The sequence below is a fragment of the Phenylobacterium sp. P4_E10 genome (genome assembly GCF_056401675.1).
On the sequence record NZ_JBFUIW010000011.1, the window covers coordinates 74,673 to 87,162 of the forward strand.

The window sequence follows — 12,490 nt, forward strand, 5'->3', positions numbered from 1 at the left end:
CCGGCTGACAGCTCCCCCAGCGGGGGAGCATCCTGCTAACTTTCCGCTTCGATCCATACCCGCCGCCGCGTTAGCATACGGCGTAAGTTAAGGAGCGCATTTCAATGTCCGAACACATTCTGATCGAGAAATCCGGCGGCGTGCTGACGCTGACCATGAACCGTCCGGACAAGAAGAACGCGCTGACGCGGGAGATGTACCAGGCGCTCGGCGACGCCATCGATCAGGCCGAGTTCGACAAGGACGTCCGTTGCGTCCTGATCCAGGCCAACGGCGACATGTTCACCGCCGGCAACGACATCTCCGACTTCGCGGCGGTCAACGCCGGCGATTCCTCGGCCAATGAGGCGCGGCGCGGCGGCAATCCGCTGCTGGCGGCGCTGGCCCGGGCCAAGACCCCGCTGATCGCCGCCGTGAACGGCCGCGCGGTGGGGGTGGGCACCACCATGCTGCTGCACTGCGACCTGGTCTATGTGGCCGACAACGCGCTGCTGACCACGCCGTTCGTCAACCTGGCCCTGGTGCCGGAAGCGGCCTCGAGCATTACCCTGCCGAGCCGCATCGGCCATGCGCGGGCGTTCGCGATGTTCGTGCTGGGCGAGGCCGTCGACGCCCGGAAGGCGGTCGAGTGGGGCATCGCCAACGAGGTCGTGCCGCTGGACCAGGTGCGCGCCAAGGCCCGCGCCGCCGCCGAGGCGGTGGCCGCGCGTCCGCCGGCCGCGGTGGTGATCACCAAGGCGCTGATGCGCGACGAGGTCCGCCTCTCCCAGCGCATGGACGAGGAGGGCGCGCATTTCGCCGCCCAGCTCAAGTCCGCCGAAGCCAAGGAGGCTTTCGCCGCCTTCGCCGAGAAGCGCGCGCCCGACTTCAGCAAGGTGGCCTGACCTATGATCCGCTCGCGCTTCGGCGCCTTCACGCCCGCCCGCATCGTGGCCGGCGACCATGACCTCTCCGGCCGCAACGTGATCGTCACCGGCGGCGCCAGCGGGATCGGCTACGAGACCGCCAAGGCGCTCGCCGCGGCCGGCGCGGACGTCATGCTGGCGGTGCGCGACCGCTCGGCCGGCGAGAAGGCGGCGGTGGCGATGAACGAGGCCATCGGGGCCGACCGAGTGGTGGCCGGGACGCTGGATCTGGCCAGCCTTGGCTCGGTGGGGTCGTTCGTCGACGCCTGGGGCGACCAGCCGCTGGACATCCTGATCAACAACGCCGGGGTGATGGCCACGCCGCTGTTGCGCACCGCCGAGGACCTTGAGCTGCAGATCGGCACCAACCACTTCGGCCACTTCGTGCTGGCCCTGGGCCTGACCCGGGCGCTGTTGAACGCGGCCGAGGAAGACCGCACGGCGCGGGTGGTGGCGCTGTCGTCGATCGGCCACCGGCGCAGCGGCATCAACTGGGACGACCCCAACTACCTGACTCGGCCCTACGACAAGTGGGAGGCCTACGGTCAGTCGAAGACCGCCAACTCGCTGTTCGCGGTGGGCTACAGCACCCGCTTCGAGGAGCATGGGATCACTGCCAACGCCGTGATGCCGGGCGGCATCATGACTCCGCTGCAGCGCTACCTGCCCCAGGAGGAGATGGTGGCGATGGGCTGGATGGACGCCGAGGGCAATGTCCGCGAGGGCTTCAAGACGCCCGAGCAGGGCGCCTCGACCAGCGTCTGGGCCGCGGTCGGCGAGGAACTGGAAGGGATCGGCGGGCTCTATCTGGAGGACTGCGCGGAAGCCGGTCCCTGGAGCGCTGACAACCCGGTGAAAGGGGTCATGCCGCACGCGCTGGATCCGGACGATGCGGACCGCCTGTGGGCGATGTCGGAAGAAATCACGGGAGTGAGAATATGAGCCTGCAAGGCAAGACGCTCTTCGTCACCGGCGCGAGCCGGGGCATCGGCCTGGCCATCGCGTTGAGGGCGGCCAAGGACGGCGCCAATATCGCCATCGCCGCCAAGACCGCCGAGCCGCACAAGCACCTGCCCGGCACCATCTACTCGGCGGCCGAGGAGATCGAGAAGGCGGGCGGCAAGGCGCTGCCGCTGGTGGTCGACGTGCGCGACGAGGCCAGCGTCTACGAGGCGGTCGAGAAGACCGTCGCTGCGTTCGGCGGCATCGACATCTGCGTGAACAACGCCTCGGCCATCCAACTGACACCCACCCTGGCCACCGACATGAAGCGCTACGACCTGATGAACCAGGTCAACGCGCGGGGCACCTACCTGACTTCGAAGGCCTGCATCCCCCACCTGAAGAAGGCGGCCAACCCGCATGTGCTGATGCTGTCGCCGCCGCTGGACATGAGCCCCAAGTGGTTCCAGGGGCATGTGGCCTACACCATGGCCAAGTTCGGCATGAGCATGTGCGTGCTGGGCATGGCCGAGGAGTTCCGCGAGGACGGCATCGCCTTCAACGCCCTGTGGCCGCGCACCGGCATCGCCACCGCGGCGATCAAGTTCGCCCTGGCTGGCGAGGAGGGCATGAAGGCCTGCCGCACGCCGGAGATCATGGCCGACGCGGCGCACGCGATCTTCGAGAAGCCCAGCCGGGAGTTCACCGGCAACTTCCTGATCGACGACAGCTTCCTCTACGACGAGGGCGAGCGGGATTTCGACAAGTACCGGGTCGATCCGACGACCAAGCTGATGCCGGACTTCTTCGTGCCGGAGGACAGCGTTCCGCCGCCTGGCGTGGTGATCGGCTGAACCGTCTCAGATGCTCCCCCGCTGGGGGAGCTGTCACCCGGATGGCTGACTGAGGGGGCTGGCTGAGTCAGCAGGCCCCCTCCGTCTCGGCGCTGTGCGCCGATCAACCTCCCCCAGAAAGGGAGGAATTGGTCAGCGCCGCTTGCCCGCCTTCGCCCGCAGGGCCGAGTCGAGGGCTCGGGTGGTCCAGGCGGCCATTTCGTCTGGGTCTTCGAGGGCTTCCAGCGGGACCGTCCAGTAGCTCATCGGCTTGTCGCCGCCGAACGGCTTGAACGGCTCGCAGCCGGCGTCCTCGAACGCGGGCCGGCTCACGTCGTCGGCCTTGAAGTAGAGCACGTCGTCGGCGATGAGGGCGAAGAACAGCTCATGCCGCGAGAGGCCGACGCCGCTGAACATTCTGCGATGGGTGACGCCGCCCAGCGGCTGCAGCTGTTCGAGCACGTAGTCGAGGAAGTCGGGAGAGACGGGCATGGGCCAGGAGAAGATCGCGCCGGCGGCGCAGGTGCAAGTTCGCCCGGCGGTCCCGGCCGACGGCGCGCTGATCTATGGCTTCATCCGCGCGCTGGCCGAGTACGAAAAGCTGCTGGACGAGGTGGAGGCGACGCAGGACGACATCGCCGGCCACCTGTTCGGCGACAACCCGCGGGCGTTCTGCGACATCGCCGAGGCGGACGGCCAGCCGGTCGGCTTTGCGCTGTGGTTCTACAACTACTCGACCTTCCGGGGCCGGCACGGGATCTATCTGGAGGATCTGTTCGTGGTTCCGGAGGCGCGCGGCCTGGGGGCCGGCAAGGCGCTGCTGCGGCGGCTGGCTCAGCGCTGCGAGGCCGAGGGGCTGGCGCGGCTGGAATGGTCGGTACTGGACTGGAACGCGCCGTCGATCGCCTTCTACGATTCGCTGGGGGCGAGCGCGCAGACCGAATGGATCGTGCGGCGGCTGACAGGCGAGCCACTGAAGGCGCTGGCGGCGGGTTAGGCTAGAGCTTCAGACCAAGCCGCGGACCGAGCCAGACCATGGCGAGGTAGAGGCCGATGGTCAGGGCGCAGCCCATGGCCAGGGCCGGCCAGAAGCCGACTCCGCGGCGCAGCAGGGCCGGAATCAGCAGGAACATCGGCAGCGAGGGCAGCACGAACCAGAAGGTGCCCTCGGCGTGGGCGGCCATCCGCTGGGCGTCGTGGGTGTCGCGCCACAGCCACATCATGCCCAGGATCGAGACCAGCGGCAGGGAGGCGACCAGAGCGCCGAAGCCCGGGCTGCGCTTGGCGATCTCCGACACCGCCGCGATGATGACGCCCGACAGCAGCGCCTTGATGATCAAATAGGCCATACGCCCCCCGCAGACTTCAGGCCGCCAGCAGCCTCAGTTCGCCGCGAGCTTGCCGGGTGATCTGCCAGGCGGTCGAGAGGAAAAGGCCGGCCATGATGCCGGCGACAGCGAGGTCGGCCCACTTCGCGCCGGTGAAGGCGACGACGCCTGCCGCGCAGAGCACCGCGACGTTGCCGATGGCGTCGTTGCGCGAGCAGAGCCAGACCGAGCGGACATTGGCGTCGCCATCGCGGAAGCGCAGCAGGAGCAGAGCGGCGGTGACGTTGGTCGCCAGGGCCAGGGCGCCGACCCAGCCCATGGTCAGGGCGTCCGGCGCGCCCTCGACGAAGGTGCGCCAGAGCGAGGCGGCCAGGACGTAGACGCCCATCAGGCCGAGGCTGACGCCCTTCACCAGTGCGGCCTTGGAGCGGAAGGCGGCGCCCTGGCCCAGCGCGAACAGCGACAGGCCGTAGGTGGCGCTGTCGCCCGCGAAGTCGAGGGCGTCGGCCTGCAGCGCCATGGAGCCGGCGAGTTGCCCCTGGACGACCTCGAGCCCGAACATGCCGGCGTTCAAGGCCAGGACGATCCACACGGCGCGGCGGAAGGCGGGAGAGCCGGTCTCCACGGCGCGGGCGGTGGTCTCGCAACCACAGCCGGCGATCTCGCAGGAGGCCTCGGCCGGGGCCGGCGGGGGCGCTTTGCGGTGGACGATCTCGAAGGTCATGCCTAGATCTTGCATCCTACAGCGACTGTAGGAGCAAGCGGCGATGACAAGCGAACTTTCCATCGGCGGGCTGTCGCGCCGGGCTGGCGTGAAGGTGACCACGATCCGCTTCTATGAGGGCGCCGGGCTGATGCCCAAGCCGGTGCGCAGCGAGGGCGACCGGCGGCTCTACGGCGAGCGCGATGTGCGGCGGCTGAGCTTCATCCGCCATGCCCGGGAACTTGGCTTCGAGATGGACGACGTGCGCGCGCTGCTGGAGATCAGCGACCGGCCCGAGGGCTCGTGCGAACCGGTGGACGAGATCGCCGGACGGCACCTGACCACCATCGAGCAGAAGATCGCCAAGCTGACCGCGCTGAAAGGCGAACTGACGCGGATGCTGGACTGCTGTGGGCATGGGATGGTGGCCGAGTGCCGGGTGATCGAGGCGCTGGCCGATCATGGGCGGTGCGAGACGGAGCACTAGTTCGCCGGCTGACGCGTTTCTGAAGGGGGGAAGTACCCCTACGCCAGATCCTCCAGCATCAGGCGCAGGTTGGTCTCCAGCAGTTCGTCGGCCAGCGGTCCGTCAGGGGCGGCGCGGGCGAGCATCAAGGCGCCGACCATGCGGGTCACCAGGTCGACGGCGCGGGCGCGGCGGTTCTCGCCGGCGGGCAGGCGCTCCTCGACAGAAGCGATCATCTGCTCGACGCCGCCGGCGAACACCGCCTTCAGGTCTTCGGACTGGCGGCCGACATCGCCGCCGAGGGCGGCGGCGGGGCAGCTCTTGCCCGGGGCCTTGCGGGCCGCCTGCGACAGATAGTGGGCGAGGAGTTCGGGCAGGCCGCGGGCGCGGGCGCGCTGCTGCGCCATCACCTGAAAGGCGCTGTCCACCGCCTCGACCGCCAGGGCGTCCTTTGACTTGAAGTGATTGTAGAAGCCGCCGTGGGTGAAGCCGGCGGCCTTGGTGACGTCGCCGACCGCCACGCCGTCGAAGCCGCGTTCGCGGAACAACTGGGAAGCCGCCAGGACAATGCGTTCGCGGTTCTCGCCCGCCTGGGCCTTGCTGATCTTCACGACTTTCGACCCTTGACGATCTCGATGTCCGCAATAATGATGATAATCATCATTAAAGTCAAGGCGGCCCGGGCGCCGCTGCAGGGAGCCAACCATGCCGCTTTGGAAGATCTATCACCCGGTCGGGGCGTTCACGCCGCAGGACAAGCAGGGGCTGTCGCAGGCGATCACGGCGCTCTACAGCCGACTGCCGAAATTCTATGTCGGGGTGGTGTTCCAGGAAGTCGCCGCGGACTCGTTCTATGTGGGCGGCGAGCCGGCCGGGAACTTCGTGCGCATCTGGGTCGACCACATCGCCCGGACCTTGCCGACGGCCGAGGCGCGGACCTGGTGGATCGGGCAGTGCGACGAGGCGCTGGCCCCGTTTATCCGCGACCGCGGCTTCGATTGGGAATTCCACATCGACGAGACCTCGTTCGAGCTTTGGTCGATCCAGGGGACGCGACCGCCGCTACCCAATTCCGAGGACGAGAAGCGCTGGATCAGCGAGAACAAGCCGAGCCCGCTGAGTGAGCCGGCGCTCTAGACGCTGATATCGATGATCATCGGCTTGGGCGGCTCGCCGCGCCTGGCGGCCGCTGAGGCCTCGTCCTTCAGCGCCTGCTCGATGGCCTCGCGGATCTGGCGGGTGATCTCCGACTCGATCTCCGCGGGGTCGGCGTCGGGGTTGGCCGAGGTGACCTGCTCGCGGATCCTGGCCTTCAGCTTCTCGAAGCGCTGTTCCTGCGCCCAGGCGTAGATGCCTTTCTTGCGGACCTCGTCGAGCTGGGCGCGCTGGGAAGCCTTGGCCGCATCCGAGCGCTCCTTGGCCTTGTCGGAGGCGCTGGGCGCCGACAGCCCCTCGGTCAGATTGACCGAGTCGATTTTGCCGGGCTTGCCGGTTCCGGCGACCTGACTGATGGCCAAAAGGTCCTTGGCGAGGCTGTCGTCTCGGACTTGCATGCAGACGCTCCCTGACTTCGCTAGACTTCAGCAAAGGCCGGGCCAACCGGCGGTAGTGGAGGAACCCGCCATGAGCGCGCCGCCGAAGACGGAGCTGCAGGCTTCGCCGCAGGAAGATGCCGCGATTCGACAGGCGGTCCGGGAGGCAGGCGCCCAATTTGGGTTAACCATAGCCGCCGCCGAGCATGTGCCGGGACTGGTCGCCCTGTTGTCGGACGCCAAGGTGTCGGACCCGATCTACGATTTGCCGCGGCCGATCACCGAAGAGAACGTGGCTCGCTGGGTCGCCGATAGCGAAGCTCTCCGCCAGAACGGCGAGTGCATCCTGAGCGTTAGCCTGGACGAGGATGGGCAGGTGGCCGGCTATTCGCGCTTCACGATCTGGCCGGACCGCTCCTCGGCCGAGCTGGCCGGAGCGCGGCGGGCCGATCTGCAGAACTCCCATAGCGGCAAGGCGGGCGTGGCGCGTTCGATCGCCTTCATGTTCGAGCACCTGGGCGTGCGGCTGATCTGCCTGACCGCGGCGCTGGACAATGTTCGCTCGGCCGCCTCCATCGATACGGCGGGCTTCCGGCGGATGGGGGAGGTGGAAAGCCGGCGGCCCGACGGGAGCGCGCGTCGTTCGATCTATTGGGAGCTTGGCCGTGAGGAGTGGGTGCGAACCCACCGCCTCTAGCTCAGGCGCGGATGTCGATCACGGCGCCGGCCGGGTCGCGGCCCTCATCGGCGCGCCTGTCGGCTTCGCGGGCGGCGTCCTCCTCGAGGATCTTGCGGAAGTCGGCGACGGCCTGGCCGGCCAGCGTCTTCTTCAGCTTCTCCTCCTCTTCGGGCGAGAGCGGGCGATGGGGTTTTTCCTGCTGATCGACCGACTTGGCCGGACCGGCCTCCTCGTTCTGCTTGGCCTTGGCGGCGGGGCTGGCGTACTGCGGCTGGGCGTACCAGCTGGCGGGGCCGACGCTACTCACGGACATGGGGCGCTCCACATGGAAATCGTCCCCGTCGTTAAGCAAGTTTCGGGCCAAAAACCCTTGCTGCGTAAGCGATTGCGAGCGCGCAAGCAAACGGCGGCGGTCCTTTCGAACCGCCGCCGCGCTGTCGTTCAGCCTAGTCTAGAGCGATCAGCCCGCCTTGGCCGGGGCCGCGGCGCCCTGGCTGGCCAGCGGCGGACGCGAGAGCGGGGTGAACTTGCCCTCCATCTTCGGCACGGCTTCCGACAGGATGGTCTCGATCGTCCAGCCTTCTTCCTTCGTCACGGTCTCGACCGGACGCGGCTGGCTGTAGAGGATGATGTTGTCGCCCGAGGCGCCGAAGATCTGGCCCGAGACGTTGGCCGCGGCCGGGGTGATCATGGCCACGGAGAAGCGGGCCGGTTGGTCGGCGCGGATCTTTTCAGCCATCACCGCACGACGGGCGGCGGCGGCTTCGTCCTTCACCGGCACCGACTGGGTCATGCGGGTCCAGGCGACCGGCGCCAGGCAGTTGGAGCGCACGTTGTTGCGCGCGCCTTCCATGGCGATGATCCGCGACAGGCCGGCGATGCCCATCTTGGCCGCGCCGTAGTTGGCCTGACCGATGTTGCCCAGCAGGCCCGAGGTCGAGGTGAAGAACATGTAGGCGCCGTCGTTCTGTTCGCGGAACAGCTCGATGGTGGCGCGGGCGACGTTGAACGAACCGCGCATGTGGACGGCGATGACCGCGTCCCACTCGGCTTCGGTCATCTTGTGGAACATGACGTCACGCAGGATGCCGGCCGGATTGATCACCGCGTGCAGGCCGCCGAATTCCTTCTTGGCCTGCTCGACCATGCCGTAGACGGCGTCCAGGTCGGTGACGCTATCCGAATTGGAAACCGCTTCGCCGCCCGCGGCGCGGATTTCCTGGGCGACCTGTTCGGCCGGACCCGCCGAGCCTTCGTCGCCGCCGGCCAGACCGCCGCCGAGGTCGTTGACCACGACCTTCGCGCCTTCGGCCGCCGCGATCAGCGCGCAATCACGGCCAATGCCGTTGCCGCCGCCGGTGACCAGAACAACTTTCCCTGAAAGTGAACCCATCGATCAATCTCCCTAAAATAATAGCGTCGTTGTTATTCGAGCCTGTCGGCCTTGCGCAAGGCGGGAAACAGTTTGGCCCAGAGGCCGGTGACGATCAACGCGCCGACGCCGCCGAAGATCGCCGCCCCGACAGGGCCGAGGAATCGGGCCACGACCCCGCTTTCGAACTCGCCCAACTCATTGGAGGCCCCGATGAACAGCGAGGAGACCGCCGCCACCCGGCCGCGCATCTGGTCGGGCGTGACGATCTGAACCAGGGTCTGGCGGACGTAGACGCTCAGCATGTCCGCGCCGCCCAGCACCGCCAGGGCGCCGACCGAGAGCGGCAGCGACTTGGAGAGGCCAAAGACGATGGTGGCCGCGCCGAACACCGCGACCCCGGCGAACATGATCAGGCCGGCGTGACGGCGGATCGGGTAGCTGGCCAGCACGACGGCCACCAGGGTGGCGCCGATGGCCGGACCCGCGCGCAGCAGGCCAAAGCCCTCTGGCCCGACATGCAGCACGTCGCGGGCGAAGACCGGGAGCAGGGCGGTGGCCCCGCCCAGCAGCACCGCGAACAGGTCGAGCGATATGGCCCCGAACACGATCTTGTTGGTCCAGGTGTAGGCCAGGCCTTCCTTCATCAGCTCCCAGCGTGAGCCTGGATTGACCACCGGCTGGGTGTTCATGCCGATCAGGCCGATGCAGCCGACGGCGACCAGATAGAGCACGACGGTGACGCTGTAGGAGAGGCCGGCGGAAATGCCGACCAGCAGGCCGCCCAGCGCCGGGCCGAGGATCGAGCCGCCCTGCCAGGCCAGCGAGTTCCAGGCGATGGCCCTCGGCAGCAGGCTGCGCGGCACCAGCATCGGGCCAAGCGCGGTGGAAGCAGGACCCATGAAGGCGCGGCTGGCCCCAAACAGAGCCGAGAGCGCCAGCAGCAGCGGGATCGAGGCGAAGTGGAAGATGGCCGCGGCGGCCAGGATCACCGCGGTGGTGATCTCGCCGGCGTAGCAGATCAGCAGGATCTTCTTGCGCTCGTAGCGGTCGGCCGCCTCGCCGGCCGGCAGGGCCAGCAGGAAGACCGGGATGAAGGCGGCCAGGCCGATCATGCCGACATAGAAGGCCGACTGCGCGACGCTCATGGTCTCGCGGGCCACGGCGTACATCTGCCAGCCGAGCGCCACGCTCTGGATCTGCACCCCGAGGGTGGACGCCACACGGGCGGTCCAGAACAGCATGAAGTCCCGCCGCTTGAGCAACTCCCGGATGGTGGCGGGCGGCTCGGCGGGGACGGCGGCTTCGGTCAGGTCGGACATGCGCACTCAAAGGTCGGGAAGGCGCGCAACTTGCGGCGCCCCGACCTGCGCCGCAACGCGCGATTGACGCGCGGTCGTCATGGCCTTATGCGCCCGCCTTCTTGTGTGAACTGTCGGGGACAGGGTCCATGCGACGCCAGCGACGAACCGAGCGCGCCCGACGCGCCCGTTAGAGCCCCGTCGTCGGCCATGCGCCTGACGGCGGAGAAGTCCCCGTTCCTCGCAAGGCTTTCCGCTTAAATGATCGTTCCCGCCGAACAGGCCCTTACCTACACCTACGAACAATCCACCGACGCAGACGCCATCGAGGCGCTGCTCGATCACGCCTTCGGCCCCGGCCGTTTCGTGAAGGTGTCCGAGCGCGTGCGCGAGATCGCCGAGTTCCAACCGGACATGTCGTTCTGCGCCTGGCACAGCGGTCGGCTGGTCGGCTCGGTGCGGATGTGGAAGGTGCACGTCGGCGGCGCGCCCGCGATCTTCCTGGGGCCGCTTGCGGTCCGCGCCGAGGGCCGCAAGTTCGGCACCGGCGGCGAGCTCGTGCGGCTGGCCTGTGCGGCGGCGGAAGCGGCGGGCTATCCGGTGCTGCTGGTCGGGGACGAGCCCTATTTCGGCCGCTTCGGGTTCTCGTCGGCGCCGGCTAAGGCGGCGCGGCTGCCTGGCCCCGTGGACCAGCGCCGGGTGCTGGCGCGAGGGACCGAGCGGCTCCAAGGGCCGGTGACAGCGTAGCGACCTGGAGTTCCTCCCGCGCTGGGGGAGGTGGATCGGCGCGCAGCGCCGGAGGGGGCGCTGCAGCGCGTCCAAGTCCCCCTCAGTCGGCCATCTGGCCGACAGCTCCCCCAGCGGGGGAGCAACTTGCTTGGCGGTTGACCTCGCGTCGCCATTGAGGCGCGGCCTCCGGAGCCTTACCCTCACCGCATGGGAGAAACGAAGAATCCTGGCCTGGAAGGCGTGATCGCCGCGGCCAAGCAGGCGCCTGGGCGCGGATTGCCGCCGGTGCACCTGTGGAATCCGGCGCATTGCGGCGAAATCGACATCGTCATCCGCAAGGACGGGACCTGGTTCCACGAGGGCTCGCCGATCGGCCGCGAGGCGCTGGTGCGGCTGTTCTCCACCGTGCTGCGCAAGGACCCCGACGGTTTCCACTTGGTGACCCCGGTGGAGAAGATGAAGATCACCGTCGAGGACGCGCCGTTCATCGCCACGCGGGTCGACCGCGAGGGCGGGGCGCTGAAGTTCCTGACCAATGTCGGCGACCAGGTCGAGGCCGGGCCGGAAAACGAGATCCGCGTAGAGATGGACGCCGTGACCGGTGAGCCGCGGCCCTATCTGCATGTGCGCCGCGGGCTGGACGCGCTGATCGCCCGGCCGGTGTTCTACGAGCTGGTCGAGATGGCGCAGGAGCGCGACACCGCCGAGGGGCCGCGCCTGGGGGTGGAGTCGAACGGGGCCTGGTTCCCGGTCGGCCCCGCCGGATCGCACCAGCTGTGAGCCCCCACGCGCCGCCAGGTGAACTGCGGGCCTGGATTGAACGCCACCTCGATCCGCTGGACGCCGGCGAGCCGGGCCGCACAGCGTCGGACTTCGATCTCGGGCCCAACGCCTTTCCCAACGAGCCGGTGGAGCTGACCCCAGCGGCGGTGCTGGTCGGGCTGATCGAGCGGCCGACCGGCTATTCGGTGCTGCTGACCCGTCGCGCCGACACCCTGCGCCGCCACACCGGCCAGATCGCGCTGCCGGGCGGCCGCTGCGATCCCGGCGAGACCGTCGCTACCACCGCCCTGCGCGAGGCGCACGAGGAGGTTGGCCTGGAGCCGGACTATGTGTCGGTGGTGGGGCTGTCCTCGCCCTATCGTACCGGCACCGGTTTCCTGGTGACGCCGGTGGTGGGGTTCATCCGGCCGGGCTTCAGCCTGCAGCCGAACCCGGCCGAGGTGGCCGACATCTTCGAGACCCCGTTCGGGTTCCTGATGGATCCGACCAATCACGAAGAGCACGAGCGCGAGGGGCCTGGCGGCGAGATCAGGCGTTTCTACGCCATGACCCACGAGGATCGCTTCATCTGGGGCGCGACGGCGGGCATGCTGCGGGCGCTCTACGACCGGCTCTATGGTGCGGCCATTGCTTAGGGAGCTGGCGCCAAGACTGGTCTTGATCGCCATCCCCTTCGTCGTCTGGTTCGTCTGGCGGGAGGTGGCGCTGCGGACCGGACGGCCGATGGGCGCGACGCCCTGGACCTGGCTGACGGCGATCGCCGGGGTGCTGTTCGGGCTGTCCCTGATGGCCACGGCGCTTTTCCATAGCGACAATCGCGGGGAGACCTATGTTCCAGGCGAAGTGGAGGCCGGGGGCCATGTCGCGCCCGGACATTTCGAGAAGAAGGCGCCCGTAAAGTGACGCAGAGCATCGGC

The 12,490-nt window shown here is 68.5% G+C and carries 19 protein-coding genes; 11 read left to right on the plus strand and 8 right to left on the minus strand.

What is annotated here, in order from left to right; all coding sequences use genetic code 11:
- Positions 1 to 104: 104 nt before the first annotated feature.
- From AC1DQJ_RS13975 to AC1DQJ_RS13985, 3 genes are read left to right on the plus strand one after another with little or no spacing between them, the layout of a single operon-like run.
- Complete coding sequence (locus AC1DQJ_RS13975) at positions 105 to 884, plus strand: enoyl-CoA hydratase-related protein (protein ID WP_477604272.1); 780 nt, start codon at positions 105 to 107, stop codon at positions 882 to 884.
- A gap of 3 nt (positions 885 to 887) precedes the next feature.
- A complete protein-coding gene (locus AC1DQJ_RS13980; protein WP_477604274.1) occupies positions 888 to 1,847 on the plus strand; it encodes an oxidoreductase in 960 nt (319 codons plus the stop codon).
- Positions 1,844 to 2,701, plus strand: coding sequence for an SDR family oxidoreductase (locus AC1DQJ_RS13985; protein WP_477604276.1), 858 nt, complete (start codon positions 1,844 to 1,846; stop codon positions 2,699 to 2,701). Before AC1DQJ_RS13980 ends, AC1DQJ_RS13985 begins: the two co-directional genes overlap by 4 nt.
- A 132-nt stretch (positions 2,702 to 2,833) precedes the next feature.
- On the opposite strand, the gene AC1DQJ_RS13990 is transcribed toward AC1DQJ_RS13985, so the two are convergent.
- Complete coding sequence (locus tag AC1DQJ_RS13990) at positions 2,834 to 3,172, minus strand: TfoX/Sxy family protein (protein WP_477604278.1); 339 nt, start codon at positions 3,170 to 3,172, stop codon at positions 2,834 to 2,836.
- On the opposite strand from AC1DQJ_RS13990, the gene AC1DQJ_RS13995 reads away from it, so the two are divergent.
- Entirely contained in the window at positions 3,171 to 3,677 is a 507-nt protein-coding gene (locus AC1DQJ_RS13995; RefSeq protein ID WP_477604280.1) for an N-acetyltransferase family protein, read from the plus strand. The genes AC1DQJ_RS13990 and AC1DQJ_RS13995 overlap by 2 nt on opposite strands.
- 1 nt (position 3,678) lies before the next feature.
- On the opposite strand, the gene AC1DQJ_RS14000 is transcribed toward AC1DQJ_RS13995, so the two are convergent.
- Both AC1DQJ_RS14000 and AC1DQJ_RS14005 read right to left on the minus strand, forming a co-directional pair.
- Entirely contained in the window at positions 3,679 to 4,029 is a 351-nt protein-coding gene (locus tag AC1DQJ_RS14000; RefSeq protein ID WP_477604282.1) for a DUF3147 family protein, read from the minus strand.
- A gap of 16 nt (positions 4,030 to 4,045) precedes the next feature.
- The gene (locus AC1DQJ_RS14005; protein ID WP_477604284.1) at positions 4,046 to 4,732 is read right to left on the minus strand and encodes a cation efflux transmembrane domain-containing protein; all 687 of its coding nucleotides are present in this window, start codon (positions 4,730 to 4,732) and stop codon (positions 4,046 to 4,048) included.
- A 43-nt stretch (positions 4,733 to 4,775) separates the two neighbouring features.
- On the opposite strand from AC1DQJ_RS14005, the gene AC1DQJ_RS14010 reads away from it, so the two are divergent.
- Entirely contained in the window at positions 4,776 to 5,198 is a 423-nt protein-coding gene (locus tag AC1DQJ_RS14010; protein ID WP_477604285.1) for a MerR family transcriptional regulator, read from the plus strand.
- Between the two features lie 38 nt (positions 5,199 to 5,236).
- On the opposite strand, the gene AC1DQJ_RS14015 is transcribed toward AC1DQJ_RS14010, so the two are convergent.
- The gene (locus AC1DQJ_RS14015; protein ID WP_477604287.1) at positions 5,237 to 5,788 is read right to left on the minus strand and encodes a TetR/AcrR family transcriptional regulator; all 552 of its coding nucleotides are present in this window, start codon (positions 5,786 to 5,788) and stop codon (positions 5,237 to 5,239) included.
- 94 nt (positions 5,789 to 5,882) lie between these two features.
- Between AC1DQJ_RS14015 and AC1DQJ_RS14020 the strand changes: the two genes are divergently transcribed.
- Positions 5,883 to 6,314, plus strand: a complete 432-nt coding sequence (locus AC1DQJ_RS14020) for a tautomerase family protein (protein WP_477604289.1) — start codon at positions 5,883 to 5,885, stop codon at positions 6,312 to 6,314.
- Here AC1DQJ_RS14020 and AC1DQJ_RS14025 read toward each other — a convergent pair.
- On the minus strand, positions 6,311 to 6,730 hold the full coding sequence (locus AC1DQJ_RS14025) for a hypothetical protein (RefSeq protein ID WP_477604291.1): 420 nt from the start codon (positions 6,728 to 6,730) through the stop codon (positions 6,311 to 6,313). The two genes, AC1DQJ_RS14020 and AC1DQJ_RS14025, sit on opposite strands and share 4 nt — an antisense overlap.
- A 70-nt stretch (positions 6,731 to 6,800) precedes the next feature.
- Here AC1DQJ_RS14025 and AC1DQJ_RS14030 point away from each other — a divergent pair, with 70 nt between their 5' ends.
- Positions 6,801 to 7,406 carry a GNAT family N-acetyltransferase gene (locus AC1DQJ_RS14030; RefSeq protein WP_477604293.1) on the plus strand — a complete coding sequence of 202 codons (606 nt, stop codon included), beginning with the start codon at positions 6,801 to 6,803 and terminating at the stop codon, positions 7,404 to 7,406.
- Between the two features lies 1 nt (position 7,407).
- On the opposite strand, the gene AC1DQJ_RS14035 is transcribed toward AC1DQJ_RS14030, so the two are convergent.
- The 3 genes from AC1DQJ_RS14035 to AC1DQJ_RS14045 all read right to left on the minus strand — a co-directional run bounded on the left by AC1DQJ_RS14035 (position 7,408) and on the right by AC1DQJ_RS14045 (position 10,082).
- Entirely contained in the window at positions 7,408 to 7,701 is a 294-nt protein-coding gene (locus AC1DQJ_RS14035; protein ID WP_477604295.1) for a hypothetical protein, read from the minus strand.
- Positions 7,702 to 7,848: 147 nt separating this feature from the next.
- A complete protein-coding gene (locus AC1DQJ_RS14040) occupies positions 7,849 to 8,781 on the minus strand; it encodes an SDR family NAD(P)-dependent oxidoreductase (protein WP_477604297.1) in 933 nt (310 codons plus the stop codon).
- 32 nt (positions 8,782 to 8,813) lie between these two features.
- Positions 8,814 to 10,082: an MFS transporter gene (locus tag AC1DQJ_RS14045; protein WP_477604299.1), complete on the minus strand. Its 1,269-nt coding sequence runs from the start codon at positions 10,080 to 10,082 to the stop codon at positions 8,814 to 8,816.
- 240 nt (positions 10,083 to 10,322) lie between these two features.
- Between AC1DQJ_RS14045 and AC1DQJ_RS14050 the strand changes: the two genes are divergently transcribed.
- From AC1DQJ_RS14050 to AC1DQJ_RS14065, 4 genes are all read left to right on the plus strand, one after another.
- A complete protein-coding gene (locus AC1DQJ_RS14050; RefSeq protein ID WP_477604301.1) occupies positions 10,323 to 10,808 on the plus strand; it encodes a GNAT family N-acetyltransferase in 486 nt (161 codons plus the stop codon).
- Positions 10,809 to 10,997: 189 nt separating this feature from the next.
- Positions 10,998 to 11,570 (plus strand): DUF1285 domain-containing protein, encoded by a 573-nt coding sequence (locus AC1DQJ_RS14055; protein WP_477604303.1) that lies wholly within the window; start codon positions 10,998 to 11,000, stop codon positions 11,568 to 11,570.
- Positions 11,567 to 12,208: a CoA pyrophosphatase gene (locus AC1DQJ_RS14060; protein WP_477604305.1), complete on the plus strand. Its 642-nt coding sequence runs from the start codon at positions 11,567 to 11,569 to the stop codon at positions 12,206 to 12,208. Before AC1DQJ_RS14055 ends, AC1DQJ_RS14060 begins: the two co-directional genes overlap by 4 nt.
- A 22-nt stretch (positions 12,209 to 12,230) precedes the next feature.
- Positions 12,231 to 12,476, plus strand: a complete 246-nt coding sequence (locus AC1DQJ_RS14065) for a hypothetical protein (protein WP_477604307.1) — start codon at positions 12,231 to 12,233, stop codon at positions 12,474 to 12,476.
- The last annotated feature ends 14 nt before the right edge of the window (positions 12,477 to 12,490 follow it).

Excerpts from the sequence above, each read along its gene's own strand:
- AC1DQJ_RS14010 (WP_477604285.1), top strand. The coding sequence starts at position 4,776 with ATGACAAGCGAACTTTCCATCGGCGGGCTGTCGCGCCGGGCTGGCGTG.
- AC1DQJ_RS14025 (WP_477604291.1), bottom strand. The coding sequence starts at position 6,730 with ATGCAAGTCCGAGACGACAGCCTCGCCAAGGACCTTTTGGCCATCAGT.
- AC1DQJ_RS14000 (WP_477604282.1), bottom strand. The coding sequence starts at position 4,029 with ATGGCCTATTTGATCATCAAGGCGCTGCTGTCGGGCGTCATCATCGCG.
- AC1DQJ_RS14005 (WP_477604284.1), bottom strand. The coding sequence starts at position 4,732 with ATGACCTTCGAGATCGTCCACCGCAAAGCGCCCCCGCCGGCCCCGGCC.
- AC1DQJ_RS13980 (WP_477604274.1), top strand. The coding sequence starts at position 888 with ATGATCCGCTCGCGCTTCGGCGCCTTCACGCCCGCCCGCATCGTGGCC.
- AC1DQJ_RS14050 (WP_477604301.1), top strand. The coding sequence starts at position 10,323 with ATGATCGTTCCCGCCGAACAGGCCCTTACCTACACCTACGAACAATCC.
- AC1DQJ_RS14030 (WP_477604293.1), top strand. The coding sequence starts at position 6,801 with ATGAGCGCGCCGCCGAAGACGGAGCTGCAGGCTTCGCCGCAGGAAGAT.
- AC1DQJ_RS13990 (WP_477604278.1), bottom strand. The coding sequence starts at position 3,172 with ATGCCCGTCTCTCCCGACTTCCTCGACTACGTGCTCGAACAGCTGCAG.
- AC1DQJ_RS14040 (WP_477604297.1), bottom strand. The coding sequence starts at position 8,781 with ATGGGTTCACTTTCAGGGAAAGTTGTTCTGGTCACCGGCGGCGGCAAC.
- AC1DQJ_RS14055 (WP_477604303.1), top strand. The coding sequence starts at position 10,998 with ATGGGAGAAACGAAGAATCCTGGCCTGGAAGGCGTGATCGCCGCGGCC.
- AC1DQJ_RS14020 (WP_477604289.1), top strand. The coding sequence starts at position 5,883 with ATGCCGCTTTGGAAGATCTATCACCCGGTCGGGGCGTTCACGCCGCAG.
- AC1DQJ_RS13985 (WP_477604276.1), top strand. The coding sequence starts at position 1,844 with ATGAGCCTGCAAGGCAAGACGCTCTTCGTCACCGGCGCGAGCCGGGGC.
- AC1DQJ_RS14035 (WP_477604295.1), bottom strand. The coding sequence starts at position 7,701 with ATGTCCGTGAGTAGCGTCGGCCCCGCCAGCTGGTACGCCCAGCCGCAG.
- AC1DQJ_RS14045 (WP_477604299.1), bottom strand. The coding sequence starts at position 10,082 with ATGTCCGACCTGACCGAAGCCGCCGTCCCCGCCGAGCCGCCCGCCACC.
- AC1DQJ_RS13975 (WP_477604272.1), top strand. The coding sequence starts at position 105 with ATGTCCGAACACATTCTGATCGAGAAATCCGGCGGCGTGCTGACGCTG.
- AC1DQJ_RS13995 (WP_477604280.1), top strand. The coding sequence starts at position 3,171 with ATGGGCCAGGAGAAGATCGCGCCGGCGGCGCAGGTGCAAGTTCGCCCG.